The sequence below is a fragment of the Mesorhizobium opportunistum WSM2075 genome, assembly GCF_000176035.2.
Lineage (GTDB): Bacteria > Pseudomonadota > Alphaproteobacteria > Rhizobiales > Rhizobiaceae > Mesorhizobium > Mesorhizobium opportunistum.
Window position 1 is genome coordinate 1,051,925 of record NC_015675.1, and the last position, 24,382, is coordinate 1,076,306.

Sequence of the window (24,382 nt, forward strand, 5' to 3'; positions counted from 1 at the left end):
TTGACGCAATTCCCAAGGGAAAGCGCCACGCGCTTTTCCCGGGAAGCCGCCTTCCACTTTCCTGGAATTGCTCGCGAAATCAGGGCTTGTGGATGAAGGCGGCGCCGAGAATGGGGCCGGGCATGCCGTCCTTGCCGGCCGATTGCAAGAGCACGGCGCAGCCGCCCTTCTTGACGATCTCACTTATCGGCAATTCATAGCGCTGCGCCTTGCCGTGCCACATGCCCGCGGTCTGGATGCCGGTGACCGCGTTCCAATAGGTCATCTTGCGGCCGGAGTTCTCGCCCTGGGCGATGTTGATCGTTTGCGGCGGCTCGAAATAGACGATGACGACATGGGCATCGCTGGGGCCGGTGCCGGCATCGCCGGCATCGATGATCACGCGGTCGCTGGTCCGGCTGACCTTGATGGCGACGCGCATGCCTTCGCCGGACCTGGCCATGCGGGCGAGCGCGCCGTCGACCTCGGTGCGATTGGCGCCGTTGACATGGATGCGGCCATTGAGCACCGCCTGCGGCGTATAGACGGAGCGGCTGCCGAAGGCGCGCATGTAGTCGTATTGCCGCTCGGTGTTCTCCTTGCGGCTCAGGGTGTCTTTCCAGCCGAGATAGTCCCAATAGTCGACGTGATAGGCGAGCGCGACAATGTCGTCCTTGGTGGCGAGTTCGGCGAAGAAGGCATCGGCCGGGGGGCAGGAACTGCAGCCCTGGCTGGTGAACAGCTCGACCACGCCGAGCGGCCTGTCGGCCTGGGGTTCCGCATGCATTTTCTCGGATTCGCTGGCATGGCCAGCACCGGCAAACGCCGAGAAGGCCAGCGCAAAGGCTGCCAGCCACAGGAATCTTCGCGAGGCCATGACCATTCCAATTCCCGCCGGTGATGCCGGCTTTGTTCTGATTTGCTGAAATATGTGGCAGAAGCCGAAGTCAACGGGAAGTCACGTTGCGGTGAAATTTTGCCATTGCAGCCGCAGGTAAGGTCGCAATAGGAGTGGGCACTGCATTTCACTACGCGGTTCGATTCGGGCTGGGATCATCACCATGTGGCAAACTCTCCTGACCCCTGTCGATCTCTATTGCGAGCGGACCGGTTCTGGACTTTGGGCCGAGCCGACGAATGCTTTGACCAACGTCGCCTTCATTGCGGCAGGATTATGGGGTGTGCTCGAAGTGCGGCGGCACAAAACCGGCACCTTCGCGCGAGTGCTGGCCTGGTGGGTGGTGGCGATCGGCATCGGCTCGACGATCTTCCATACCTTTGCCACCAGGGGCACGATCTGGGCCGATATCCTGCCGATCGCAGGCTTTACCCTGGCCTATACGCTGTTCAACCTGCGCCGTTTCCTCGGCATGGAATGGGGCAAAGCGATCGCTGTCTTCGTCGTCTTCTACGCGGTTGCCGGGCTGATCACCTTCGCCGTGCCGGACTGGCTGCGGCAGGCATCGAACGGCACGACGGGCTATCTGCCGCCGTTCCTGGCGCTCGCCTTCTTCGGCGTCTGGGTGACGGTGAGCGGCAACCGCGCAGGCTGGTACAATCTGGCCGGTTCGGCGATCTTCGTGGTGTCCGTCATCTGCCGCATGATCGACCCGATGGTCTGCGGCAGCTTTCCGCTCGGCACGCATTTCCTGTGGCACATCCTGAACGGGCTGATGCTCGGCGTGCTGCTGGCGGCGGCGGCGCGGTTCGGGGCGCCGAAGCAAGGGCAGTAGGCAGTAGGCAGTAGGCAGTAGGCAGTAGGTGTTCTATTCCCTACTGCCTACTGCCTACTGCCTACTGCCCTACTGCCTTGCCGCTACGCGGCCAGATCGCGCAGCACGTATTGCAGGATGCCGCCGTTCTTGAAGTAGTCGAGCTCGTCCAGCGTATCGATGCGGCAGATGATCGGCACGTTCTTCACCGTGCCGTCGCCATAGGTGATCTTGGCGTTCATCGTCTGGCGCGGCTTGATGGTGCTCAGGCCGTCGATCTCGACCACCTCGTCGCCCTTGAGGTTGAGCGAAGCCCATGAGGTGCCTTCCTCGAAGACAAAGGGGATGACGCCCATGCCGACCAGGTTCGAGCGGTGGATGCGCTCGAAGGACTGGGCGATGACGGCGCGGACGCCAAGCAGGTTCGTTCCCTTGGCCGCCCAGTCACGCGAGGAGCCGTTGCCGTATTCGACGCCGGCGAAGATGACCAGCGGCACGCCTTCCTTCTTGTATTCCATCGCCGCGTCGTAGATCGATTCCTCTTCCTTCGACGGGTAGTGGATGGTGTAGCCGCCCTCGCGGCCGTTCTCGCCCAGCATGTGGTTGCGGATGCGGATGTTGGCGAAGGTGCCGCGCATCATCACTTCATGATTGCCGCGGCGTGTGCCGTACTGGTTGAAGTCGGCGACGCCGACGCCGTGGTCGGTGAGGTATTTGCCGGCAGGCGACGCCGCCTTGATCGAGCCCGCCGGCGAGATGTGGTCGGTGGTGATCTTGTCGCCGAAAAGGCCGAGCACACGGGCGCCCTTGATGTCGCCGATCTTGCCGAAACCGGCGGTCATGCCGGCGAAATAGGGCGGGTTCTGCACATAGGTCGAGTTGTCGTCCCAGGCATAGGTCTGGCCCTCCGGCGCCTTGACGTTCTGCCAGTATTCGTCGCCCTTGAAGACGTCGGCATATTTGCGGGCGAACAGCTCGCGGGTGACGTTCTTCTCGATGAACTCCTGGATCTCGGTCGAGCTCGGCCAGATGTCCTTGAGGTAGACCGGATTGCCGTTCTTGTCCTCGCCGAGCGGCTCGGTGGTCAGGTCCCTGGTGACAGTGCCGGCCAGCGCATGGGCGACGACCAGCGGCGGTGACGCCAAATAGTTCGCCTGCACGTCGGGCGAGACGCGGCCTTCGAAATTGCGGTTGCCGGAGAGCACCGCGGCTGCAATCAAGCCCTTGTCGTTGATGGTCTTGGAGATCGGCGCCGGCAGCGGGCCGGAATTGCCGATGCAGGTGGTGCAGCCGAAGCCGACAAGATTGAAGCCGATCTGGTCGAGCTCCTTCTGCAGGCCGGACTTTTCCAGATATTCGGCGACCACCTGGCTGCCGGGCGCCAGCGAGGTCTTCACCCACGGCTTCTGCTTGAGGCCGAGCCGGTTGGCGTTGCGCGCCAAAAGACCGGCGCCGATCAGCACGCTCGGGTTCGAGGTGTTGGTGCAGGAGGTGATGGCGGCGATGACGACGTCGCCATGGCCGAGATCATGGCCGGTGCCTTCGACGGCATAGCGTTTGGAGATTTCGGCCGCCTTCTTGTATTCGGTCTCCATCGCCTTGGCGAAGCCGGCCGGAATGCCTTCCAGCGCGACGCGGCCTTCGGGGCGCTTGGGGCCGGCCATCGACGGCACGACGCTGCTCAGCTCCAGTTCGAGCAGGTCGGTGAAGACCGGGTCGGTGGAGCCGGCTTCGCGCCACATGCCTTGCGCCTTGGAATAGGCTTCCACCAGCGCGATGCGGCTTTCCTCGCGGCCGGACATTGTCAGATAGCGGATGGTTTCCGAATCGACCGGGAAGAAGCCGCAGGTGGCGCCATATTCGGGCGCCATGTTGCCGATGGTGGCGCGGTCGGCCAGCGTCATGTTGGACAGGCCAGGGCCGAAGAACTCGACGAACTTGCCGACGACGCCCTTCTTGCGCAGCATCTGGGTGACGGTGAGCACCAGGTCGGTGGCGGTGACGCCTTCCTTGAGCTTGCCTGTGAGGCGGAAGCCGATGACTTCAGGGAGCAGCATGGAAACCGGCTGGCCGAGCATGGCGGCCTCGGCCTCGATGCCGCCGACGCCCCAGCCGAGCACACCAAGGCCGTTGATCATGGTGGTGTGCGAATCGGTGCCGACGCAGGTGTCCGGGTAAGCGGTGGTTTCGCCGTCCTCGGTGTTGGTCCACACCACCTGGCCGAGATATTCGAGATTGACCTGGTGGCAGATGCCGGTGCCCGGCGGCACGACGCGGAAGTTGCGGAACGCCTGCTGGCCCCATTTCAGAAACTTGTAGCGCTCCTCGTTGCGCTCGTATTCGAGCTTGACATTCCTGGCGAAAGCCAGCGGCGTGCCGAATTCGTCGACGATGACGGAATGGTCGATGACGAGGTCGACGGGCACCAGCGGGTTGATCTTCTGCGGGTCGCCGCCGAGCGAAGCCATGGCGTCGCGCATGGCGGCCAGATCGACCACGGCGGGAACGCCGGTGAAATCCTGCATCAGCACGCGGGCGGGGCGGTAGGCAATCTCGACGCCGGCCGTGCCCTTGTCGGTCAGCCAGCCGGCGACCGCCTGGATGCTGTCCTTGGTGACGGAACGGCCGTCCTCGTTGCGCAGCAGGTTTTCGAGCAGCACCTTCATCGAATAGGGCAGCTGGGCGATGCCGGTGAGGCCGTTCTTCTCGGCCTCGACGAGGTCGAAATAGACATACTCGGCGCCGCCCGCGGTCAGGGTGCGGCGGCAGTTGAAGCTATCGAGGGATTTTGACACGTGCGATCCGTCCTTGTCTGTTCAGCCTGAAAGGGAACGGACGCCGATGGCATGCAATCACGCGCAAAGGTGCGGGTACGGCCATTTCCGCTGTCCGTTCCCAAGCAACCCGAGCCGTTCAAGGCGGCGCGTGCGCTGGTTCGGCGCAAATTCTGTTCCCGCGCCGACCGCTGGCACGGATGCACCGCATATAGAGAATTTTCTGGAATAGTTCTAGACAGTTGCGGAGCAAATTTGTGCGATGCGGCAGCGCTCGCGAAACATTGATTTCAGGGCAGGCGAGGGATGCGGCTGATCGCCGAAAATCTGGGCGGCGAACGCGGCGGCGAGACGGTGTTTTCCGGCGTCGGTTTTGCGCTCGACCGAGGCCAGGCGCTGGTCGTCACCGGGCCGAACGGATCGGGCAAATCGACCTTGCTCAGGATCGTCGCCGGGCTGTTGCCGGTGGCCGAAGGCCGGTTGCTGCTCGAAGGCGGCGGCGAGGCATTTCCGTCCATTGCCTCGGCCTGTCATTACCTCGGCCACCAGAACGCGATGAAGCCGGCGCTGAGCGTGGCGGAAAACCTGCGCTTCTGGCGCGATTTCAACGGTAGCGGAGACGTCGGCGTCGACGAGGCGCTGGAGACCGTCGGGCTCGGCGGCATCGGCCATCTGCCGTTCGGCTATCTCTCGACAGGACAGAGGCGGCGCGCGGCGATTGCCAAGCTTCTGGTCAGCCAGCGGCCGCTGTGGCTGCTCGATGAGCCGACGGCGGGGCTGGACAAGGCTTCGGAGGCGCGGTTTGCGGGGCTGATGGCGAGGCATTGCGCCGAGGGTGGGATGATTGTCGCGGCGACGCATCTGCCGTTGGGATTGGATGGGGCGAAGACGTTGGTGATGGGGGAAACGGATTGATGATGGTGCGAGGCGCCCCCCTCTGTCCTGCCGGCCATCTCCCCCTCCGGGGGGGAGATTGGCAGTTCATGCGTCTCGCCAGCCCTCCGACGTTGAAGATTGGCGAAAGCCGAGGTGACATCCAATCTCCCCCCTTGAGGGGGAGATGTCCGGCAGGACAGAGGGGGGCGCCTGGGCGCCGACATCTCACATCATGCTAGCCCTCTTCCTCCGCGACATCCGCCTCAACATCCGCGCCGGCGGCGGCGCTTTGACCGGTGTCATCTTCTTCCTGGCCGTCATCGCCACCATTCCGTTCGGCGTCGGGCCCGACCTCAGGCTGCTGGCCCGCATCGGCCCGGCGATATTGTGGATCGGCGCGCTGCTGTCCTGCCTGCTTGGGCTCGACCGGCTGTTCCAGGCCGATCGCGAGGATGGCTCGCTCGATCTCCTGGTGCTCGGCAACGACCGGCACATGCTGGCGCTGACGGTGCTGGTGAAATGCCTGGCGCATTGGGCTGGCAGCGTGCTGCCGCTGGTGGTCGCGGCTCCTTTGCTCGGGCTGTTCATGAATATGGAGCCGCTGGCGATAGGCGCCACGGCGCTGACGCTGCTGGTCGGCACGCCGGCGATCACCTTCATCGGTGCCGCCGGGGCGGCGGTGGCGGTGGCGCTGCCGCGCGGTGGGCTCTTGATCTCGGTGCTGGTGCTGCCGCTGACCATACCGGTGCTGATCTTCGGCGTTTCGGCGAGCTATGGCGCCACCGCCAATCCCGATCCTTTCCTGCAGCCTTTCCTCATTCTTGCCGCGCTGACACTGTTTCTTGCCGTGCTGGGGCCGGTGTCGGCGGCGCTGGCCTTGCGCCACGGTACGGATTGATGCGGCAGTACAAGACTGAAGACCATGGGCCTGAGGACTGCGGCGCGGCGCCCGATTGCGAAGCCGCCGATGCGCGGTTAAGGGAAAGCATGACCGAACGACGGTTGGAAAGAGACGCTGGAATGGAGCGGACCGCATGAGTGCGCATGCGCTCTATGTCACCGCGGCCTATGCCATCACCGCGTTGGTCCTGGCCGGGCTGATCGGCTGGATCCTGCTCGACCAGCGGGCGCGCAAGCGCGAACTCGCCGAACTCGAAGCGGCCGGCGTGAAGCGCCGTTCCGATAGGGCTGGGACAGCAAAGCCGTGAGTAGCGAAACCGAAACACCGTCACGCGGCCGGCGCCTGTTCGTGCTCTTGCCGCTGCTGGTCTTCCTCGGCCTGGCAGGACTGTTCCTGTCGCAGCTATTGTCGGGGCGCGATATTTCGGAAGTGCCGTCGGCGCTGATCGGCCTGCCGGCGCCGCAGACCAACCTGCCGGCGCTGGAAGGATCGAACCTGCCGGGGCTCGATTCCAAAAACTTCGTCGGCAAGGTCACCCTGGTCAACGTCTTTGCGTCGTGGTGCGCGCCATGCCGCGAAGAGCACCCGGTGCTCCTGGCGCTGTCGCAGGACAAGCGGTTCGTGATGGCGGCGCTGAACTACAAGGACCGGCCGGAAAACGCCCGCCGGTTCCTCGGCGATCTCGGCAATCCGTTCCAGGCCATCGGTGTCGACGAAGCCGGCCGCGCGGCGATCGACTGGGGTGTCTATGGCGTGCCGGAAACCTTCGTCATCGGCAAGGACGGCAAGATTGCCTACAAGCATGTCGGCCCGCTGACGGCGGAGACGGCAAGGGATTTGTTGCTGCCACAGATCGACAAGGTATTGGCGGCGCCGAACTGACGGTGCTCTTTCGCCTTCCATGCCGTGATGTTGATGGCAGGCAAGGCGGAGCCAGAATTGGGGACTCTCACCGTGGATAGAACCGCTATTCCGAGCCGCTGCATTCTTCGCTTGAAGTCGCGGCATGGATCCTCGGGTCAAGCCCGAGGATGACGAATGTGGCTCAGCCGTAGATCTGCTTGTGGATCTGGTAGAGCATTTCCGAGCGATCGGCGCGCATGTCGGCGAGGTCGCGGCTGGAAAAGCTGTCGATTTCGGCGACGAGGCGGTTGTAGTGCTTGCGCTTGGCGATGCTGGTGCGAGCGCGGGTCATGAGATCGTTGAAGATCATAGCAAGGGTCCTTCTGTGCCGCATTCTGGCGGCGGGTTCTTCCTCCCTTGGCAGTACGGAACATGACATAGTATTGGTGCGTTGCAAAAAGAAGATGTTGCAATGCACCATTGCGCGCAGCGCATAGCCGGTTAATCGGGTCCTAAAGTGCGCCGCGGTTGAACGGCGGGCAGCCGAGCCAGGTCGACCGGGCGCTTCCTCTCCGTTTTGTCATACAAATTGCAGGCGTCCTGTCTTGCCATATCGATCGCGGGCTGGCTTGATCCGGCGTCACGTGAGACCGGGAGGAAATGCATGGCGGCCGCAGACTATTACGAAATTCTCGATCCGCGCTTCGCGCGCCTGTTCAACGGCAACGCGCAGGTGGAAAAGCTGTTCACCGGATGCCGCTGGGCGGAAGGGCCGGCCTGGTTCGCCGCCGGCCGTTATGTCGTCTGGTCCGACATTCCGAACAACCGCATGCTGCGCTACGACGAGACGGACGGCAGCGTCAGCGTCTTTCGGCAGCCATCGGGCAATTCCAACGGCAACACCGTCGACCGGCAGGGCCGGCTGGTGACATGCGAGCACTCCGGCCGCCGCGTCAGCCGTACCGAGCATGACGGCTCGGTCACCACGATTGCCGCCAAATGGAAGGGCAAGCGGCTGAACTCGCCCAATGACGCGGTGGTGAAGTCCGACGGTTCGATCTGGTTCACCGATCCGACCTACGGCATCGACACCGACTATGAGGGCGACAAGGCCGAGAGCGAGATCGGTGCTTGCCACGTCTACCGGGTCGATCCCGATACCGGCGAGATCGAGGCCGTCATCACCGATATGGTCAGACCCAATGGGCTCGCCTTTTCGCTGGACGAGAGCTTGCTCTATGTCGTCGACACCGGTCGCACGCATGGCGCCGAGAACCCGGCGCATATGCGGGTCTTCAATGTCGGCAAGCACGGCAAGAAGGTGTCGGGCGGCAAGGTCTTCGCCGATTGCACGGCCGGCCTGTTCGACGGCTTCCGGCTCGACGCGGACGGGCGCATCTGGACCAGCGCCGCCGACGGCATCCATTGCTACGATCCGGACGGTACGCTGATCGGCAAGGTCAAGGTGCCGGAGGTGACCGCCAATTGCGTGTTCGGCGGCAACAAGCTGAACTGTCTCTACATCGCCGGCACCACCTCGCTCTACATGGTGCGGCTGATGGTGAACGGAGCCAAGACTTTTTGAGTGAGACCGTTTGGAAATTCTACTCTGACGGCCATCTAAAGGCGTTTTCTGCGCTTCCGGTGCTCACGTACCCAAAAGTACGCTCCGCTCCGGTTCTCGAAACCACCATCATATGACTCGCCAGAGCGAATTTCGAAACGGTCTCTCAACGGCGTTAGCCATTTGAAGGGGAGGACGTCATGCCATTCGTCAACATCCGCATCGTCAAGGAAGTGATCGCCGCCGATCCGGCAGGCAAGAAGGCTGACATCGCCAAGAAAGTCACCGCGGCCATCATGGACGCCACCGGGCTCGGCAATGACGATGTCTGGGTGGTCTTCGAAGAGGTCAACGCCCGCGATTGGTATGTCGGCAAAACCGATGTCGAGACGTTGCGGAAGGGGTAGGTCTTCCCTTCTCCCCTTGTGGGAGAAGGTGGATCGGCGCGTCAGCGCCGAGACGGTTGAGGGGTGGGTGACGGAATGCCGTCGGCGCCAAGCTGGAACACCCCTCATCCGACCTCACTTCGTGAGGCCACCTTCTCCCGCAAGGGGAGAAGGAAGAGCGGGCGCCATTCAACGTGCGCGGATAAAGCCCGCGAAAGCCTTGAGCGCGTCGCGCATCGCTGTCACATTCGCCGGCTCAGCCAAAATAGCCTCTACCTGCGGCGGCTTCTTCCCCAGCAGCGCAATCTCCAGCACCGCGTCCTCATAAAGCGCGAACGACATGGTGCGCATGATTTCGGCCAAAGCGGCGCGGGCATACAACGAGCGCGGCGAGGCGTGCGCCAGCATAGCTGGCTTGGCGACGGCCGCGTCGCGCGACACCAGCCAGTCGAGCGCGTTCTTCAGCCCGCCCGGCACGCCATGGGCATATTCGGGACAGGAGACGATAATGCCGTCGGCGGCGGTGACGGCATCGATCAGATCGGAGGCTGCGTGCGGTGTCCGCTCGCCTTCATCGTCGGGATTGAAGATCGGCAGGCGGCCGAGCCCGTCATAGACGGTGACGCGGCATCCGGCCGGCGCGTTGCGCGCCAATGCTTCGACCAAGGCCGAATTGGTGGAGGCGGCCCGCAGACTGCCGGAGATGGCGAGGATGTTCAGCACAGTCGGTGAGGCCAGTTCGGACGAATCGTGTCCGGAAAAGCCTACCACATGGTCTGCTTGTATTCGTCGTCCAGCCAGCGGTCGGTCGCCTCGGCCGAATCGGCCAGCGCCAACTGGTCGCGCAGGATCTGGCCGAGCGTCGGCAGCGTCGCGCGGTCGTACCAGGTCTCCGGCTTCCACAGGTCGGAGCGCATGAAGGCCTTGGCGCAATGCATGTAGGTAGCCTTGACGGTGACGACGATGACGCTTTGCGGCTCCTTGCCGTCGACGGCAAGGCGCTCGCGCAAACCCGCGTCGACGGTGATGCGGGCATCGCCATTGACGCGTAGCGTCTCGTTCATGCCGGGGATGAGGAAAAGCAGCCCGACCGAGGGATTGCGCAGGATGTTTTCCAGCGTGTCCAGCCGGTTGTTGCCGGGCCGGTCTGGAATGGCGATGGTCCTGTCGTCGAGAACGACGGCGAAGCCCGGTTTGTCGCCCTTCGGCGTTACGTCGGAATTGCCTTCGCCGTCGGAGGAGCCGATCAGCACGAACGGGCTCTTGCCGATGAAGGAACGGCAATGGCCATCGAGCGCCTTCAATTCCTTGCGAATCGAACCATCGGTCGGCCGCGGCGTCTTGTAGATCGTCCGCAACTCCTCGCGCGTGGTGACGAATTCCATGACCCTCTCTCCCATTTGGTTCTTGAGGCAATTCACTAGGGAAGGCGTTACGCGCTTTTCCTGGAATTGCTCTACTTGCCGGCCTTTTCTTCCCCGCCGGCCTTGTCGTCCAGCGAATGGCGCAGGATCAGCGGCATTTGGCTGAAGGTGAACAGAAGCGTGATCGGCATGATGCCCCAGACCTTGAAGGTAACCCAGGCATCGGTGGAAAAATTGCGCCACACCACTTCGTTGACGATGGCCAGGAACAGGAAGAACAGGCCCCAGCGGAAAGTGAGCTTGCGCCAGCCTTCGGCGTCGAGCTTAAAGGCGGATTCGAAGACATAGCCGAGCAGCGACCGGCCGAAGAACAGGCCGCCGAGCAGCACGCCGCCGAACAGCGTGTTGACGATGGTCGGCTTCATCTTGATGAAGATGTCGTCCTGCAGATAGAGCGTCAGCGCACCGAAGATGAAGACGACGACGCCGGACACCAACGGCATGATCGGCAAGCTGCGAATAAGCAGCCAGGACACGACCAGCGCGATGGCTGTGGCGGCCATGAACAGGCCGGTGGCGACGAAGATCGGGCCGCCGAACTCGGCCAGCACCGGGAATTTCTCCACCAGCCATGGGCCGCGCGCATTGGCGAAGAAGAAGACCAGCAAGGGACCCAGCTCCAGCACCAGCTTGAGCAGCGGATTGACGCCTTCCTTCTTCTCTTTCTGCGGGTCGGACGGGTCGCGTTCGAGAATGGGTGGGTTCATGATCTTCCTTCTTACGCACGATCCCGTTCAAAAATTTTCGGGATCATGCCGCTACGCAACTCCAGCGATCGCCCTGGCGAATTCGCTTGCCGAGAAAGGTTCGAGGTCGTCGACCTGTTCGCCGACGCCGATGAAATAGACCGGCAATTTGTGCTTTGCCGCGATCGCCACCAGAATACCGCCGCGCGCCGTGCCGTCCAGCTTGGTCATCACCAGGCCGTTGACGCCGGCGACATTGCGGAAGATCTCGACCTGGTTGAGCGCGTTCTGGCCGGTGGTGGCGTCGACAGTCTGCAGCACGGTGTGCGGCGCTTCCGGGTCGAGCTTGCCGAGCACGCGGACGATCTTTTCCAGTTCCGCCATCAGCTCGGTCTTGTTCTGCAGGCGGCCGGCGGTGTCGATGATCAGCACGTCGGAGCCGGCTTCCTTCGCTCGTTCGAAAGCATCGTAGGCGAGGCCGGCGGCATCGGCACCGAGCTTGGAGGCGATGACCGGCGAGTTCGTGCGCTCGCCCCAGATCTTGAGCTGTTCGATCGCGGCAGCGCGGAAAGTGTCGCCGGCGGCGAGCATAACCGACAGGCCGCCATCGGTCAGTTTTGCCGCGAGCTTGCCGATGGTCGTGGTCTTGCCGGTGCCATTGACGCCGACCACCAGGATGACATGCGGCTTGTGCGAGAGGTCGAGCTCCAACGGCATGGCGACGTGGGTCAGCACCTTCTCCACCTCGGCCGCCATGATGGCGCGCACTTCGGTGTCGGAGACGTCCTTGCCGTAGCGGCTGGAGGCTAGAGCATCGGTGACGCGCAAGGCTGTCTCCATGCCGAGATCGGCGCGGATCAGTACGTCTTCGAGGTCCTGCAGCGTGTCCTCGTCCAGCTTGCGCTTGGTGAAGACGCCGGCGATGTTGCCGGTGAGTTCGCGCGAGGAGCGGGCGAGCCCGTCGCGCATGCGCTGGAACCAGGAGCGCCTCGGTGCCGGCTCCGGCGCCTTCGCCGATTCGGCCTTCTGCTCGACCTTCTTGGTGACGGTCACCTTGCCAGGAGCGGGTTTGGGCTCCGGCGCCGGCGGTGGCGGAACAGGCGCTGGTTTTACCTCCCCCTCGATGGGGGAGGTCCCAAGCGAAGCTTGGGGGTGGGGGTGACTGGCGTCGGCGTCGGCGCTATCACCCCACCCCGCCGCTTCGCGTCGACCCTCCCCATCGAGGGGAGGGTGGGGCGCTGGTGCTTCTTCCTTCTCCCCGTCCCTATACGGGGAGAAGGTGCCGGCAGGCGGATGAGGGGCGGCGCTGGCCTTTGAAGTCGGCTGTGCGGAAGGCGCGGCCGGCGGCACCTCGACAGGTGCGGGCTGTTCGGCTGGGACCTCGGCAGGCGGGACCGGCACTTCGACGGGCGCTTGTTCCGGCGGTCCCTCCGGGCGCGACGGAACAATTTCCGGCTCGGCCGGCGCGGGAGCAGGAACTTCTTGCGGCTGAGGCTCGGGAACGGGCTCCGGAGCCGCCGGGGGTACCGGAATTTCCTCTGGCGCCGGTGGCTCCGGGGTCTCTGGCGCGGGTGCCGGCTCCTCGTCCGGCTCCGGTCCGGGCAGCGGTTCCGGCTCGGATGGAACCGTCGGCTCGGGCGCAGGCGGGATGGTGGGCGCCGGCTCGGGTGCTGGTTCTTCGGGTGCCGGCTGAGGCGCGGGCTTTACCTCCCCCTCGAGGGGGGAGGTCCCGAGCGCAGCTCGGGGGTGGGGGTGACTGGCGCTGGCGTCGGCGCTGTCACCCCGCCCCGCCGCTTCGCGTCGACCCTCCCCCTCGGGGGGAGGGTGGGGCGCAGGCTCGGCCGCCGGCTTCAGCGCGTCCAGCGCATCCCATTTGATCGGCGGGAGGGGGGCGGTCTCGTCGATCCGCTCCTCGACAATTTCTTTCTTGCCGAACGAAAATATCTTCTTGAAAAAACCAGCCATGCTTTGCGTTTCTCAGGCGGCGCAAGCGGCAAGCGGGGCCGCGATCAGCCGGGCGCCATCGTGGTCAGTAATTGTCGCTTCGACGATCTCGCCCGGCGCGCCGGTGCCCAATGCGGCAAGCGTGAAGCCTTCGGTGCGGCCAAGCCCGTCACGCTCGATCAGGATCGACTGGCGCGTGCCGGGAAGTGACGACAGGTGACGCCGATAGGCGGCTTCACCGGCTGCACGCAGCCGGGCGGCGCGCTGCTTGACCACCTCGCGGCGCAGCTGCGGCATGCGTGCCGCGGGCGTGCCTTCGCGCGGGCTGAACGGAAAGACGTGGAGATGGGTCAGGCCGCACTCCGCGACGATATTGATCGAGTTCTCGAACATGTCGTCGGTCTCGGTCGGGAAGCCGGCGATGATGTCGGCGCCGAAGACGATTGCAGGGCGCAGCTTGCGCACATCCTCGCAGAAGCGGATCGACTGGTCGCGCAGATGGCGGCGCTTCATGCGCTTCAGGATCATGTCGTCGCCCGACTGCAGCGAGAGGTGCAGATGCGGCATTAGCCTGGGCTCGTTGGCGATGGCGTCGAGCAGTTCGTCATCGGCCTCGATCGAATCGATCGACGACAGCCGCAGGCGCTTCACGTCCGGCACCTGCCGGAGGATCGTCTTCACAAGCTTGCCGAGCTTGGGCGCGCCCGGCAGGTCGGCGCCGAAAGACGTCATGTCGACGCCGGTCAGCACGATCTCGGCATAACCATTGCCGGCGAGACGCTTGACCTGCTCGACCACGGCGCCCATCGGCACCGAGCGCGAATTGCCGCGGCCGTAAGGGATGATGCAGAAGGTGCAGCGATGGTCGCAGCCGTTCTGCACCTGGACGAAGGCACGCGCCCGGCCCTCGATGGCGTCGACCATATGGCCGGCGGTTTCGCGCACCGAGAAGATGTCGTTGACGCGGGCCTTCTCGGTGTCATTGACGCCGAAATCCGGCAGCGCGCGATAGGAATGCGCCCGCAACTTCTCCTCATTGCCAAGCACGAGATCGACCTCGTCCATTGCGGCGAATTTTTCAGGCTCGGTTTGCGCGGCGCAGCCGGTGACGATGATGCGCGCCTGCGGGTTGTCGCGGCGCGCCTTGCGGATCGCCTGCCTGGCCTGGCGCACGGCCTCGCCGGTGACGGCGCAGGTGTTGAAGATCACGGCACCGCCGGCCAGCGCGCCGAGACCCGCCGTTTCGGCCTCGCGCCGCATCACCTCGGATTCATAGGTGTTCAGCCGGCAGCCGAAGGTCACCACGTCGATGCGGCTAGGGGCCTCGGAAAGGGAGCCATCGACGTTCGGGCTCTTGGACAGAGCAACCGACATCAGGCCGCGCTTTCGGTGTCGCGGGCCCAGGCGCCGGTCGAGGGATCGAAGCTGCCGGAAAATTCCCATTCGGCGGCACCCGTCAGGATGACGTGGTCATCGTCGCGCCATTCGACATGCAGCGTGCCGCCGCCGGGGGTCAGCAGGCTGACGCTGCGCCCGGTCCGCCTGGTGCGGGCCGCTGCCACCACGGCGGCGCAGGAGGCGGTGCCGCAGGCCTTGGTCAGGCCGGCGCCGCGTTCCCAGGTGCGGATGATCATGCTCTCGGGCGACGTGACCTGCGCGATCGTGATGTTGGCGCGTTCGGGGAAGATCGGGTGGTTTTCGAGCAGCGGACCGAAACGGTCGAGCTCGTAGGACCAGACGTCGCGGTCGACCCAGAAGATGGCGTGCGGGTTGCCCATCGAGACGGCGGAGGGGGAATGCAGCACCGGCGCGTCGATCGGGCCGATCTGCAATTCGATCATGCGGGTGTCGCGGAATTCTTCGGCCAGCGGAATGTCCTGCCAGCCGAAACGCGGCATGCCCATGTCGACCGAGATCGAGCCGTCGGCATGTTCACTGGCGTTGAGGATGCCGGCGACGGTCTCGAAGGTGAAGCTCTTTTGGCCAGTCTCCGCGGCGAGCGCCTGGACGACGCAGCGCATGCCGTTGCCGCAGGCCTGTGCACCGGTGCCGTCGGAATTCAGGATGTCGATGAAAAAGGCGGTGCCCGGCGTCCTTGCGTCATGGATCGCCATGATCTGGTCGAAGCCGGTCGCGGCATCGGCGTTGAGCGTGATCGCCGCGGCCGCCGTCACCCGATCGGCGCGACCGCGCATGTCGGCGACGATAATCTCGTTGCCGATGCCGTTCATCTTGGCGAAAGGGGTCGTGCTTGCCATCGCTCCGAAAAGTTCCGTGTCCGTTTGGCGCTATATGGCGGAAACGGGCGGGAATTACCAGTGCGCAGCCGCTTTACGTCACCGCGAAGACCCCAAACAAGATCAGCAGGAAGATGATGAGCACGATACCGATAAGGATGCGCGCGCCAGTGGCTGCGGCCCCGGCCAACGCCGGCATGCCGAGCAGGCTGGCGGCGGCGGCGATGATCAGGAGAATGATGATCCATCTGAGCATGGAAATGCCTCTCGAGCCGACAGATTTTGTAACTGCATGAAAACGCTGCTGTCGTGCTTGGGTTCCGTCGCTCGCGAGGGAATGTCAGCGGCGAAACCTAGCCGGCGATCTCGATGTCGGTGCTGAACGGCCCCGTCTTGCTCGAATTCTCGTCGTGCATGAGGAAGTCGCAGCGGTATTTGCCGGGCGGCAAGCCATCGAGGGACAGGTCCAGCTTGAAGAACAGTTCGCGGTTGCGCGAGCGCGAGGCGACCTGGACGCGGCTGATCTTCTCCATCTTGCCGAGTTCCTCGCCGGAGGCTGAAACCACGGTCAGGTCAACCGAAAGCGAGATCTGCTTGTTGCCGAGCCCGTCGGAGCCGTAGCCGTAGCCGACCGGCTCCATGTAGAGCACGATCTTCTCGCCGGGTTTATAGATGTGGTTCGCGCGCTCGGTGTAGATGCCGAAGCCCGCCGCGGTGTCGACGTGCTTGACGTTGAGGACGGCGAGCGGCATCGCCTCCCACAGCGCGTCCTCGGCACCGCGGAACTTTTCCAGCGCGCCGGCGGAATCACCGGACTGGAGCAGCTTTTCGGCTTCGGCGGCACGGTCGCCGATCTCACCGGCAAAGGCCGTCGAGGTGGAGATTGCGGCGGCGACGAGGGCTGCCAGGACTGTTTTCATGAGGCGCGACTCCGTTCCTCGAGACATGATGACATCATGGTGGGCGAAAACCGCCGTGAGGTAAACGCCAATCCAGGCAGATACCGAGCCTCAGGGCACGTCCCAGACTTCACCGGGCCGCAAGGCGCGAAAGCGCTCCGGCGACAGCTGCTCGGCCGCAAGCGCCTCGGCCAGTTTCCGGACCGGCTCGTCGATCGGCTCATCGGTGAGCTGGAACGTGCCCCAGTGGCAGCCGGCGGCGAAAGCCGCATTGCACAGTTTCATGCCCTGCACCGCTTCCTCCGGGTTCTGGTGCTGGGATGCCATGAACCAGCGTGGTTCGTAGGCGCCGATCGGCAGGATGGCGAAGCGGAAGCCACCATGCTTCCCAGCCATCAGCCGGTAGTTGATGCCATCGTGGAAGCCGGTGTCGCCGGCGAAGTAGGTCTTGCCGCCCGGTGTCTCCACAACGAAGCCGGCCCACAGCGCCATGCGCCGGTCGCGGGCGCCGCGCGCCGACCAGTGATGCGCCGGCTCGACATGAATGAAGGCGCCATTGCCGAGCTCGATCCTGTCGCCCCAGTCATGCGCCGCCAGCCGCATGCCGGGAACCGCCTGGCCAATCAGCATGTCATTGCCGAGCGGAGTGATCAGCAGCGGGTCATGGCTGGCTTTCAACTGCCTGAGCGTGGCGAGGTCGAGATGGTCGTAATGGTTGTGGCTGACCAGCACGAGGTCGATCGGCGGCAGGTCGGCAAAGGCGATCCCCGGCGGATTGATACGCTTTGGGCCGGCAAAGGAAAACGGCGATGCGCGCGGCGACCAGACCGGATCGGTGAGGATGTTCAGGCCGGCCGTCTGGACCAGCAAGGTCGAATGGCCGACCATGGTCACGGTCAGACCGGAGCCGTTTACTCGCCCCGCCGGCCTCGCCTGCGGCAGGGGGCTCGGATCGGTGGCCGGCCATTTGGCGCGTTGGCCGCTGAACTGCCATTTCAGCAGATCGGCGAAACGGCCGGGCAACTGGCCGCCGGGATTGAAGAACAGGCTGCCGTCGAAATGATCGCTGGGCGGGCCGCTGTAATAGCGGTTGGCGACTTTCGGTCTCGCGGCCAAATTCTTGCGCTCCGGCAGGGTTGGATTTCTAGACATAAGCGCTGCCTTGGCTGGCGCAAGCATTTGGCGAGCGAATGCCAAGGGTGAGGCAGCCGGTTCGACTAGGATCGCCCCGGTTCGAGTGGGATCGCCAAGGATTGGGAGCGAGGACAACGCCATGGCCATGAAGCGGACGAAGACGCCATGGATGAAGGCCGAGGATTTCGGCCGCTCGCTGGCGCGCGGCATCGGCGTCAACCTGCTGGTAAGCGACATGGCGGCGATGGAGGCCTTCTGCCGGGACGTGCTCGGCGCCCATATGATCTATGCCGACGAAGATTTCGCGGCGATCGAGCTTCTGGGATCGGTGTTCATGCTGCACGCCGACCACTCCTATCTCGACAATCCGATGACCGGGGTCGTCGCCGGCATCGAGACGCGCGGCGCCGGCATCGAACTGCGTCTCTATGGCGCGGATCCTGATGCGGTCGAGGCGGCGGCACTGGAACATGGCCACATCGTGCTGGCCGGCTCGATCGACAAGCCGCATGGCTTGCGCGAATGCCATATCGTCGGGCCGGACGGATATGTGTTCGTGCCGAGCGCGCGTCTAGCGCCGTAAATGCGATAAATTTGCAACAAATCTTGCTGCAAACCCTATTTTAACCATATCGGGTTGAAATTTCGCCACCTTCTCCATCTTGGTGGAGGTGAGATTGCGCGGACGGCATCCCCCCAGCCGGATCCGACGGAGGTTGCAATGAATTTTTCGAAAAGCGGTCTGGTGGCCGTATCGTTGGCAGCGCTTTTTGCGGGCGGCTGCTCGACCTCACGCTTCTCGTCGATGGACGACCAGCAGCCGGCGCCGCTGCAGCCGGCCCCGGCCGGCCAGGTGACCTCCAACCAGCTGCCGCCGCCGGCCGCGCCCGGCACCACCGACCCAGCGCAATTCCCGACAGCGCCGGCGAACACGCAGGTCGCGTCCTTGCCGCCGGATGGCACAGCGCCGGCAGGGGCCGCGGACCTCAGCGCGGCCAGCGTCGCCGGCGTATGGAACGTCAGCGTTGCCGGCCAGAGCTGCAAGGTGGCGACGCCGCAGACCAAGTTCGGCGCCGGCTTCCGCGCCGGGCCGCTGCATTGCCCGGCGCCGATCGACGGCATCAAGTCCTGGAACGTCGCCGGCAAGCAGCTGACGCTCTATGACGAGAATGGCGGTTCGCTGGCGCGGCTCTATTCCTCGGGCGGCTCGAAATTCGACGGCCAGACTTCCAGCGGCCAGGCGATTTCGCTTACAAGGTAGGCTATGTATGCCGATATTCAGGTGATGCCGGCCTGCGAACGGCGGTTTTCTGCGCTTCCGGTGCTCACGTACTTTAAGTACGCTCCGCTCCGGTTCTCGAAAGCCACCATTCTCGGCTAGGCCTGACCTGAATCTCAACACACCTAGTCCCTGAGGATTCTTGCTCTGTACAAACGACGTGACCGATGCATCTGCGTGACGGCCTCCAGACCCATGCGACCGTCAGGCAGCGCTACGACCATCTGGTGGAAACCGGCGGGATCGAACGCGATCCGGCGCAGGAACGCATCGCCGCGGCACTCGACCGGCTGACATCGGAGATCTCGGCAAAACGGCTGGCGCACAAGTCGAGTGCGCTGGGCTGGCTGTTTGCCCGCAAGCGCGAGACGCGGGACATCGTCAAGGGCCTCTATATCCATGGCGGCGTCGGTCGCGGCAAGACCATGCTGATGGACATGTTCTTCGAGCTGCTACCGGTCCGGCGCAAGCGCCGGGTCCACTTCAACGACTTCATGGCCGACGTGCAGGACCGCATCCAGAAGCATCGGCAGGCGCGCAAGAATGGCGAGGTCAGGGAAGACGACCCGATCCCGCCGGTTGCCAAGACGCTGGCCGAGCAGGCCTGGGTGTTGTGCTTCGACGAGTTCTCGGTCACCGACATCGCCGATGCGATGATCCTGTCGCGGCTGTTCTCGGCATTGTTCGCCAGCGGCGTGGTGCTGGTCGCCACCTCGAACGTGGCACCGGAGAACCTTTATAGCGACGGGCTGAACCGCCAGCTGTTCCTGCCGTTCATCGCCATACTGGAACGGCACGCCCAGGTGCTGTCGCTCGACAGTGACAAGGACTACCGGCTCGAAAAGCTCGCCCGCACGCCGGTCTATGTCACGCCGGCGGACGCTGCCGCCGACCATATGCTCGACGCGGCGTGGCAAACGATGACGCGCGGCGCGCCGACGGCCGCGACATCGCTGACGCTGAAGGGCCGGCAAGTGATCGTGCCGGCCGCCGCCGGCGACGCGGCGCGTTTTTCCTTCGCCGATCTCTGCGAAAAGCCGCTCGGCGCTCGCGATTTCCTGGCCATTGCCGGGCGCTTCTCGACCGTCTTCATCGACCATGTGCCGGTGCTGGGCGAAGGCAAACGCAACGAGGCCAAGCGCTTCATCCTGCTGATCGACACGCTTTACGACCATCACACACGGCTGGTGGTGAGCGCCGACGCTCCGCCGCAAGAGCTTTATGTGGCCAAGCGCGGCGTAGAGGTGTTCGAATTCGAACGCACGGCCTCACGCCTGATCGAGATGCAGAGCCGGGACTGGCTGGAGGATTGGGCGGAGCGTCGGAAGGCGAAGGCGGCGCAGGCGCAGGCCTAAGGTTCACAAGGTTGAGATCCTTCGCGCCCCCCGCTGTCCCGCAGCTTCCAAGACTCGAACACATCCTCGGCGACCCGCATCACAAGGGCGTCATCGCCGGCTTCAAGCCTTACGATCTCCATCTTCATTGTGTAGATACCTCCAAGTCGGCTTACAAACTTTGACGTTTACGTAAACCCCAAACCATCTAACCGATTGAAAATGCTCACACCAAAATAATCGTTTGAATTTACCACGCACCGGGGCTATTGGGTGCGGCGAAATCTCGCGGTTTCCCGCAGCATTCCGGCCTCCTTCCTCGGCACCGTCATCAAGTCGTCAAAGACTTGGGCGCAGTCACAGACAAAGGGAAAAAATCCTCACATGGCACGCAACAAGATAGCGCTCATCGGCTCGGGCATGATCGGCGGCACGCTCGCCCACATGATCGGCCTCAAGGATCTCGGCGACGTGGTGCTGTTCGATATCGCCGAGGGCATCCCGCAAGGCAAGGGGCTCGATATCGCGCAGTCGTCGCCGGTCGATGGTTTCGATTCCCGGCTGACCGGCGTCAACGACTACGCCGGCATCGAGGGCGCCGATGTCTGCATCGTCACCGCCGGCGTGCCACGCAAGCCGGGCATGAGCCGCGACGACCTGCTGGGCATCAACCTCAAGGTCATGGAACAGGTCGGCGCCGGCCTGAAGAAATACGCGCCGAAGGCTTTCGTCATCTGCATCACCAATCCGCTCGATGCCATGGTGTGGGCGCTACAGAAGTTTTCCGGCCTGCCCAAGACCCATGTCGTCGGCATGGCCGGCGTGCTCGATAGTTCGCGCTTCCGCTACTTCCTGGCCGAGGAATTCAAGGTCTCGGTCGAGGACGTCACCGCCTTCGTGCTCGGCGGCCACGGCGATTCCATGGTGCCGATGATCCGTTATTCGACGGTATCGGGCATTCCGCTGCCCGATCTCATCAAGATGGGCTGGACCTCGAAGGAGAAGCTCGACCAGATCGTGCAGCGCACCCGCGACGGCGGCGCCGAGATCGTCGGCCTGCTCAAGACCGGCTCGGCCTATTACGCCCCGGCCGCCTCGGCGATCTCGATGGCCGAAGCCTATCTCAAGGACAAGAAGCGCGTGCTGCCGTGCGCGGCGCACCTTTCCGGCCAGTATGGCGTCAAGGGCACCTATGTCGGCGTTCCCGTGGTCATCGGCGCCGGCGGTGTCGAGCGCATCATCGAGATCGACCTCAACAAGGCCGAGCAGAAGATGTTCGACGCTTCGGTGGCGACGGTGCAGGGCCTGACCGAGGCCTGCGTCAAGATCGCGCCGCAACTCGCCTCTAAGTGAACCCCAGCAGCCGATCTGGAGACAACCCATATGAACATCCATGAATATCAGGGCAAGGCGCTGCTGAAGAGCTTTGGCGCGCCGGTGGCCGAGGGGGTGCCGGTGTTCAAGGCCGATGAGGCGGAAGCCGCGGCACAAGCGCTTCCCGGCCCGCTCTATGTGGTGAAGAGCCAGATTCACGCCGGCGGCCGCGGCAAGGGAAAGTTCAAGGAACTTGGCCCCGATGCCAAGGGCGGCGTGCGTTTGGCGAAGTCGGTGGCCGATGTCGTCGCCAACGCCAACGAGATGCTCGGCCACACGCTGGTCACCAAGCAGACCGGGCCTGCCGGCAAGCAGGTCAACCGCCTCTACATCGAGGACGGCGCCGACATCGAGCGCGAGCTGTACTTGTCGATCCTGGTCGACCGTTCGGTCGGCCGCGTTGCCTTCGTCGTCTCGACCGAGGGCGGCATGGACATCGAGGCGGTCGCGCATGATACGCCGGAAAAGATCATCACCGTCGCCATCGATCCGGAAAAGGGTGTGACCGCGGCCGATCTGAAGGCGCTCAACACGGCGCTCAAGCTTGACGGCGACGCTGCCAACGATGGCAACACGCTGTTCCCGATCCTCTACAAGGCGTTCGTCGAGAAGGATATGAGCCTGCTCGAGGTCAACCCGCTGATCGTCATGAAGAACGGCCGGCTGCGCGTGCTCGACGCCAAGGTGTCGTTCGACAACAACGCGCTGTTCCGCCACCCCGACGTGATGGAACTGCGCGACACCACCGAAGAGGACGAGAAGGAAATCGAGGCGTCCAAATACGACCTCGCCTATGTCGCGCTCGACGGCAATATCGGCTGCATGGTCAACGGCGCGGGCCTTGCCATGGCAACGATGGACATCATCAAGCTCTACGGCGCCGAGCCCGCCAACTTCCTCGATGTCGGCGGCGGCGCGTCCAAGGAGAAGGTGACGGCGGCGTTCAAGATCATCACCAAGGATCCGGCGGTCAAAGGCATCCTGATCAACATCTTCGGCGGCATCATGAAGTGCGACATCATCGCCGAGGGCGTCATCGCCGCGGTCAAGGAAGTCGGGCTGAAGGTGCCGCTGGTGGTGCGCCTGGAAGGCACCAATGCCGAGCTCGGCAAGAAGATCATCAACGACAGCGGCTTGAACGTGGTGTCGGCGGACGATCTCGACGACGCGGCCAAGAAGATCGTGTCGGCGGTGAAGGGCTGAGCCGGTGCCTCCGCGCAAGATAAACCTGGTCGAGGCGGCGGATCAAAAGATCACCAGGGTCTTCGATCCGCATATCGCCGGCGACGTCAATGACAGCCAGGCCAAGGTCGCCAAGTTCGGCGAGGCCTTCGACTGGCACGCGCATGACAATGAGGACGAAGCCTTCCTCGTGCTGCGCGGCCGTATCGCCATCGATTTCCGTGATGGTCCGGTCGAGCTTGGCGAGGGCGATTTCATCGTCGTGCCGCGTGGCGTCGAGCACCGGCCGCGCTCGCTGACCGCCGAGCCAGTGGTGCTGATGTTCGAGCCGGCGACGACGCTCAACACCGGCAATGCCAAGAGCGATCTTACCGTCACCGACCTGAAGCGGCTCTGAGCCATGAATGCGTCGCCCTTCTCCTCGCTCTCGGCCGACCACCAGCGCCTGCAGGCGCTGGTCGGCGCGTGGCGCGGCGAGGAAGAGGTTTCGGGCACGCAATGGGCCGATGCCGGCACTGCGACTTCCGAAGTGCTGGCGGAGGCACAGTTCGGCGGCCTGTTCGTGGTGCAGCGCTATCGCCAGCGCCGCGACGGCACGGTTTCGTTCGGCGCGCACAATGTGTTCGGCTTCGACCAGCAAAGCGGTGCGGTGACCATGCACCAGTTCGATTCGATGGGTTTTGTGCCGACATCGCCGGCCTCGGGCACGTGGGACGGCAGCGAACTGGTTCTGGAACGGTCGTCGCGGCGCGGCGCGGCGCGCGTGACATATATTTTTGACGATGCCGACACCTACCGCATGCGACTGCATTTCAAACCTGCCGGCAGCGATAGCTGGCAAGACATGGTGAGCGGCGTCTACCGGCGCGTCTCGCCTTCCTCGATCAACGGTTTTTAGAAAAGGGCTCAGATGTCCATTCTCGTCGACAAGAACACCAAGGTGCTGGTGCAGGGCCTGACCGGCAAGACCGGCACGTTCCACACCGAACAGGCGCTGGCCTATCACGGCACCAAGATGGTGGGCGGCATTCATCCCAAGAAGGGCGGCGAGACCTGGACCGGCTCGAAGGGCGAGAGCCTGCCGATCTTCGCCACCGTCGCCGAGGGCAAGGCAAAGACCGGCGCCAATGCGTCCGTCGTCTATGTGCCGCCGGCGGGTGCCGCCGAAGCGATCCTGGAAGCGATCGAGGCCGAGATCCCGCTGATCATCTGCATCACCGAAGGCATCCCCGTGATGGATATGATCAAGGTCAAGGCGCGGCTCGACCGCTCGGCCTCGCGGCTGATCGGGCCGAACTGCCCGGGCGTGCTCACCCCCAACGAATGCAAGATCGGCATCATGCCCGGCAACATCTTCCGCAAGGGCTCGGTCGGCGTTGTTTCGCGCTCGGGAACACTTACCTATGAGGCAGTGTTCCAGACCACCAATGTCGGCCTCGGCCAGACCACCGCCGTCGGCATTGGCGGCGACCCCGTCAAGGGCACCGAGTTCATCGACGTGCTCGAGATGTTCCTCGCCGACGACGAGACCAAGTCGATCATCATGATCGGCGAGATCGGCGGTTCGGCCGAGGAAGACGCCGCGCAGTTCCTCAAGGACGAAGCCAAGCGTGGCCGCAAGAAGCCGATGGCCGGCTTCATCGCCGGGCGCACGGCGCCGGCCGGCCGCACCATGGGCCACGCGGGCGCGGTCATCTCCGGCGGCAAGGGCGGCGCGGAAGACAAGATCGCGGCGATGGAATCGGCCGGCATCAAGGTATCGCCGTCGCCGGCACGGCTGGGCACGACGCTGGTCGAGGCGATCAAGGGTTAAGTGAGTAGTGAGTAGTGAATAGCGAATAGGGAAGAACAAAG

The 24,382-nt window shown here is 64.0% G+C and carries 27 protein-coding genes; 15 read left to right on the forward strand and 12 right to left on the reverse strand.

Annotated features, from left to right (window positions below):
* Positions 1 to 79: 79 nt before the first annotated feature.
* A complete protein-coding gene (locus MESOP_RS04970; RefSeq protein WP_013892227.1) occupies positions 80 to 862 on the reverse strand; it encodes a DUF1223 domain-containing protein in 783 nt (260 codons plus the stop codon).
* Between the two features lie 178 nt (positions 863 to 1,040).
* Here MESOP_RS04970 and MESOP_RS04975 point away from each other — a divergent pair, with 178 nt between their 5' ends.
* On the forward strand, positions 1,041 to 1,712 hold the full coding sequence (locus MESOP_RS04975) for a ceramidase domain-containing protein (RefSeq protein WP_013892228.1): 672 nt from the start codon (positions 1,041 to 1,043) through the stop codon (positions 1,710 to 1,712).
* A gap of 83 nt (positions 1,713 to 1,795) precedes the next feature.
* On the opposite strand, the gene acnA is transcribed toward MESOP_RS04975, so the two are convergent.
* Positions 1,796 to 4,486, reverse strand: coding sequence for an aconitate hydratase AcnA (acnA, locus tag MESOP_RS04980; RefSeq protein WP_013892229.1), 2,691 nt, complete (start codon positions 4,484 to 4,486; stop codon positions 1,796 to 1,798).
* A gap of 285 nt (positions 4,487 to 4,771) precedes the next feature.
* On the opposite strand from acnA, the gene ccmA reads away from it, so the two are divergent.
* The 4 genes from ccmA to MESOP_RS05000 all read left to right on the forward strand — a co-directional run bounded on the left by ccmA (position 4,772) and on the right by MESOP_RS05000 (position 7,124).
* Positions 4,772 to 5,380 (forward strand): heme ABC exporter ATP-binding protein CcmA, encoded by a 609-nt coding sequence (gene ccmA / locus MESOP_RS04985; RefSeq protein ID WP_013892230.1) that lies wholly within the window; start codon positions 4,772 to 4,774, stop codon positions 5,378 to 5,380.
* A 193-nt stretch (positions 5,381 to 5,573) separates the two neighbouring features.
* The gene (gene ccmB / locus MESOP_RS04990; RefSeq protein ID WP_041163999.1) at positions 5,574 to 6,239 is read left to right on the forward strand and encodes a heme exporter protein CcmB; all 666 of its coding nucleotides are present in this window, start codon (positions 5,574 to 5,576) and stop codon (positions 6,237 to 6,239) included.
* 136 nt (positions 6,240 to 6,375) lie between these two features.
* Positions 6,376 to 6,549, forward strand: a complete 174-nt coding sequence (gene ccmD / locus MESOP_RS04995; RefSeq protein ID WP_013892232.1) for a heme exporter protein CcmD — start codon at positions 6,376 to 6,378, stop codon at positions 6,547 to 6,549.
* A complete protein-coding gene (locus MESOP_RS05000; RefSeq protein WP_013892233.1) occupies positions 6,546 to 7,124 on the forward strand; it encodes a DsbE family thiol:disulfide interchange protein in 579 nt (192 codons plus the stop codon). Before ccmD ends, MESOP_RS05000 begins: the two co-directional genes overlap by 4 nt.
* 163 nt (positions 7,125 to 7,287) lie before the next feature.
* Here MESOP_RS05000 and MESOP_RS33300 read toward each other — a convergent pair whose 3' ends face one another.
* Complete coding sequence (locus MESOP_RS33300; RefSeq protein ID WP_013892234.1) at positions 7,288 to 7,455, reverse strand: hypothetical protein; 168 nt, start codon at positions 7,453 to 7,455, stop codon at positions 7,288 to 7,290.
* Between the two features lie 294 nt (positions 7,456 to 7,749).
* Here MESOP_RS33300 and MESOP_RS05005 point away from each other — a divergent pair, with 294 nt between their 5' ends.
* A complete protein-coding gene (locus MESOP_RS05005; protein WP_013892235.1) occupies positions 7,750 to 8,670 on the forward strand; it encodes an SMP-30/gluconolactonase/LRE family protein in 921 nt (306 codons plus the stop codon).
* A 179-nt stretch (positions 8,671 to 8,849) separates the two neighbouring features.
* Positions 8,850 to 9,056 carry a tautomerase family protein gene (locus MESOP_RS05010; RefSeq protein ID WP_013892236.1) on the forward strand — a complete coding sequence of 69 codons (207 nt, stop codon included), beginning with the start codon at positions 8,850 to 8,852 and terminating at the stop codon, positions 9,054 to 9,056.
* Positions 9,057 to 9,224: 168 nt separating this feature from the next.
* Here MESOP_RS05010 and MESOP_RS05015 read toward each other — a convergent pair whose 3' ends face one another.
* The 9 genes from MESOP_RS05015 to MESOP_RS05055 all read right to left on the reverse strand — a co-directional run bounded on the left by MESOP_RS05015 (position 9,225) and on the right by MESOP_RS05055 (position 17,377).
* Positions 9,225 to 9,758, reverse strand: a complete 534-nt coding sequence (locus MESOP_RS05015) for an NADPH-dependent FMN reductase (protein ID WP_041164000.1) — start codon at positions 9,756 to 9,758, stop codon at positions 9,225 to 9,227.
* A 41-nt stretch (positions 9,759 to 9,799) separates the two neighbouring features.
* A complete protein-coding gene (locus MESOP_RS05020) occupies positions 9,800 to 10,420 on the reverse strand; it encodes a pyridoxamine 5'-phosphate oxidase family protein (RefSeq protein WP_013892238.1) in 621 nt (206 codons plus the stop codon).
* A 71-nt stretch (positions 10,421 to 10,491) separates the two neighbouring features.
* A complete protein-coding gene (locus MESOP_RS05025; protein ID WP_013892239.1) occupies positions 10,492 to 11,166 on the reverse strand; it encodes a septation protein A in 675 nt (224 codons plus the stop codon).
* A 51-nt stretch (positions 11,167 to 11,217) separates the two neighbouring features.
* Entirely contained in the window at positions 11,218 to 13,110 is a 1,893-nt protein-coding gene (gene ftsY / locus MESOP_RS05030) for a signal recognition particle-docking protein FtsY (RefSeq protein WP_013892240.1), read from the reverse strand.
* A 12-nt stretch (positions 13,111 to 13,122) separates the two neighbouring features.
* Positions 13,123 to 14,463 carry a tRNA (N(6)-L-threonylcarbamoyladenosine(37)-C(2))-methylthiotransferase MtaB gene (mtaB, locus tag MESOP_RS05035; protein WP_013892241.1) on the reverse strand — a complete coding sequence of 447 codons (1,341 nt, stop codon included), beginning with the start codon at positions 14,461 to 14,463 and terminating at the stop codon, positions 13,123 to 13,125.
* Positions 14,463 to 15,347 carry a diaminopimelate epimerase gene (dapF, locus tag MESOP_RS05040; RefSeq protein ID WP_013892242.1) on the reverse strand — a complete coding sequence of 295 codons (885 nt, stop codon included), beginning with the start codon at positions 15,345 to 15,347 and terminating at the stop codon, positions 14,463 to 14,465. Before dapF ends, mtaB begins: the two co-directional genes overlap by 1 nt.
* A gap of 73 nt (positions 15,348 to 15,420) precedes the next feature.
* Positions 15,421 to 15,582, reverse strand: coding sequence for a DUF1328 family protein (locus tag MESOP_RS33305; RefSeq protein WP_013892243.1), 162 nt, complete (start codon positions 15,580 to 15,582; stop codon positions 15,421 to 15,423).
* Positions 15,583 to 15,679: 97 nt separating this feature from the next.
* The gene (locus MESOP_RS05050) at positions 15,680 to 16,246 is read right to left on the reverse strand and encodes a hypothetical protein (RefSeq protein WP_013892244.1); all 567 of its coding nucleotides are present in this window, start codon (positions 16,244 to 16,246) and stop codon (positions 15,680 to 15,682) included.
* Between the two features lie 90 nt (positions 16,247 to 16,336).
* Positions 16,337 to 17,377 (reverse strand): MBL fold metallo-hydrolase, encoded by a 1,041-nt coding sequence (locus MESOP_RS05055; protein ID WP_013892245.1) that lies wholly within the window; start codon positions 17,375 to 17,377, stop codon positions 16,337 to 16,339.
* 121 nt (positions 17,378 to 17,498) lie between these two features.
* Between MESOP_RS05055 and MESOP_RS05060 the strand changes: the two genes are divergently transcribed.
* The 8 genes from MESOP_RS05060 to sucD all read left to right on the forward strand — a co-directional run bounded on the left by MESOP_RS05060 (position 17,499) and on the right by sucD (position 24,341).
* Complete coding sequence (locus MESOP_RS05060; protein ID WP_013892246.1) at positions 17,499 to 17,942, forward strand: VOC family protein; 444 nt, start codon at positions 17,499 to 17,501, stop codon at positions 17,940 to 17,942.
* Between the two features lie 138 nt (positions 17,943 to 18,080).
* On the forward strand, positions 18,081 to 18,620 hold the full coding sequence (locus tag MESOP_RS05065) for a protease inhibitor Inh/omp19 family protein (RefSeq protein ID WP_013892247.1): 540 nt from the start codon (positions 18,081 to 18,083) through the stop codon (positions 18,618 to 18,620).
* A 185-nt stretch (positions 18,621 to 18,805) separates the two neighbouring features.
* Positions 18,806 to 19,993 (forward strand): cell division protein ZapE, encoded by a 1,188-nt coding sequence (zapE, locus tag MESOP_RS05070; protein WP_013892248.1) that lies wholly within the window; start codon positions 18,806 to 18,808, stop codon positions 19,991 to 19,993.
* A gap of 363 nt (positions 19,994 to 20,356) precedes the next feature.
* Complete coding sequence (gene mdh / locus MESOP_RS05075) at positions 20,357 to 21,325, forward strand: malate dehydrogenase (RefSeq protein ID WP_013892250.1); 969 nt, start codon at positions 20,357 to 20,359, stop codon at positions 21,323 to 21,325.
* A 30-nt stretch (positions 21,326 to 21,355) separates the two neighbouring features.
* Entirely contained in the window at positions 21,356 to 22,549 is a 1,194-nt protein-coding gene (gene sucC / locus MESOP_RS05080) for an ADP-forming succinate--CoA ligase subunit beta (protein WP_013892251.1), read from the forward strand.
* Positions 22,550 to 22,553: 4 nt separating this feature from the next.
* A complete protein-coding gene (locus tag MESOP_RS05085) occupies positions 22,554 to 22,925 on the forward strand; it encodes a cupin domain-containing protein (RefSeq protein ID WP_013892252.1) in 372 nt (123 codons plus the stop codon).
* 3 nt (positions 22,926 to 22,928) lie between these two features.
* A complete protein-coding gene (locus MESOP_RS05090; protein ID WP_013892253.1) occupies positions 22,929 to 23,426 on the forward strand; it encodes a DUF1579 family protein in 498 nt (165 codons plus the stop codon).
* A 12-nt stretch (positions 23,427 to 23,438) separates the two neighbouring features.
* Positions 23,439 to 24,341: a succinate--CoA ligase subunit alpha gene (sucD, locus tag MESOP_RS05095; RefSeq protein ID WP_013892254.1), complete on the forward strand. Its 903-nt coding sequence runs from the start codon at positions 23,439 to 23,441 to the stop codon at positions 24,339 to 24,341.
* Positions 24,342 to 24,382 lie beyond the last annotated feature (41 nt).

Coding starts and splice junctions, on each gene's coding strand:
- MESOP_RS05090 (WP_013892253.1), top strand. CDS start 22,929: ATGAATGCGTCGCCCTTCTCCTCGCTCTCGGCCGACCACCAGCGCCTG.
- MESOP_RS05010 (WP_013892236.1), top strand. CDS start 8,850: ATGCCATTCGTCAACATCCGCATCGTCAAGGAAGTGATCGCCGCCGAT.
- MESOP_RS33300 (WP_013892234.1), bottom strand. CDS start 7,455: ATGATCTTCAACGATCTCATGACCCGCGCTCGCACCAGCATCGCCAAG.
- sucD (WP_013892254.1), top strand. CDS start 23,439: ATGTCCATTCTCGTCGACAAGAACACCAAGGTGCTGGTGCAGGGCCTG.
- ccmA (WP_013892230.1), top strand. CDS start 4,772: ATGCGGCTGATCGCCGAAAATCTGGGCGGCGAACGCGGCGGCGAGACG.
- MESOP_RS05020 (WP_013892238.1), bottom strand. CDS start 10,420: ATGGAATTCGTCACCACGCGCGAGGAGTTGCGGACGATCTACAAGACG.
- MESOP_RS05050 (WP_013892244.1), bottom strand. CDS start 16,246: ATGAAAACAGTCCTGGCAGCCCTCGTCGCCGCCGCAATCTCCACCTCG.
- MESOP_RS05065 (WP_013892247.1), top strand. CDS start 18,081: ATGAATTTTTCGAAAAGCGGTCTGGTGGCCGTATCGTTGGCAGCGCTT.
- sucC (WP_013892251.1), top strand. CDS start 21,356: ATGAACATCCATGAATATCAGGGCAAGGCGCTGCTGAAGAGCTTTGGC.
- ccmD (WP_013892232.1), top strand. CDS start 6,376: ATGAGTGCGCATGCGCTCTATGTCACCGCGGCCTATGCCATCACCGCG.
- MESOP_RS05005 (WP_013892235.1), top strand. CDS start 7,750: ATGGCGGCCGCAGACTATTACGAAATTCTCGATCCGCGCTTCGCGCGC.
- mtaB (WP_013892241.1), bottom strand. CDS start 14,463: ATGTCGGTTGCTCTGTCCAAGAGCCCGAACGTCGATGGCTCCCTTTCC.
- MESOP_RS04975 (WP_013892228.1), top strand. CDS start 1,041: ATGTGGCAAACTCTCCTGACCCCTGTCGATCTCTATTGCGAGCGGACC.
- zapE (WP_013892248.1), top strand. CDS start 18,806: ATGCATCTGCGTGACGGCCTCCAGACCCATGCGACCGTCAGGCAGCGC.
- MESOP_RS04970 (WP_013892227.1), bottom strand. CDS start 862: ATGGTCATGGCCTCGCGAAGATTCCTGTGGCTGGCAGCCTTTGCGCTG.
- MESOP_RS05055 (WP_013892245.1), bottom strand. CDS start 17,377: ATGTCTAGAAATCCAACCCTGCCGGAGCGCAAGAATTTGGCCGCGAGA.
- MESOP_RS05060 (WP_013892246.1), top strand. CDS start 17,499: ATGGCCATGAAGCGGACGAAGACGCCATGGATGAAGGCCGAGGATTTC.
- mdh (WP_013892250.1), top strand. CDS start 20,357: ATGGCACGCAACAAGATAGCGCTCATCGGCTCGGGCATGATCGGCGGC.
- ccmB (WP_041163999.1), top strand. CDS start 5,574: ATGCTAGCCCTCTTCCTCCGCGACATCCGCCTCAACATCCGCGCCGGC.
- MESOP_RS05025 (WP_013892239.1), bottom strand. CDS start 11,166: ATGAACCCACCCATTCTCGAACGCGACCCGTCCGACCCGCAGAAAGAG.
- ftsY (WP_013892240.1), bottom strand. CDS start 13,110: ATGGCTGGTTTTTTCAAGAAGATATTTTCGTTCGGCAAGAAAGAAATT.
- MESOP_RS33305 (WP_013892243.1), bottom strand. CDS start 15,582: ATGCTCAGATGGATCATCATTCTCCTGATCATCGCCGCCGCCGCCAGC.
- dapF (WP_013892242.1), bottom strand. CDS start 15,347: ATGGCAAGCACGACCCCTTTCGCCAAGATGAACGGCATCGGCAACGAG.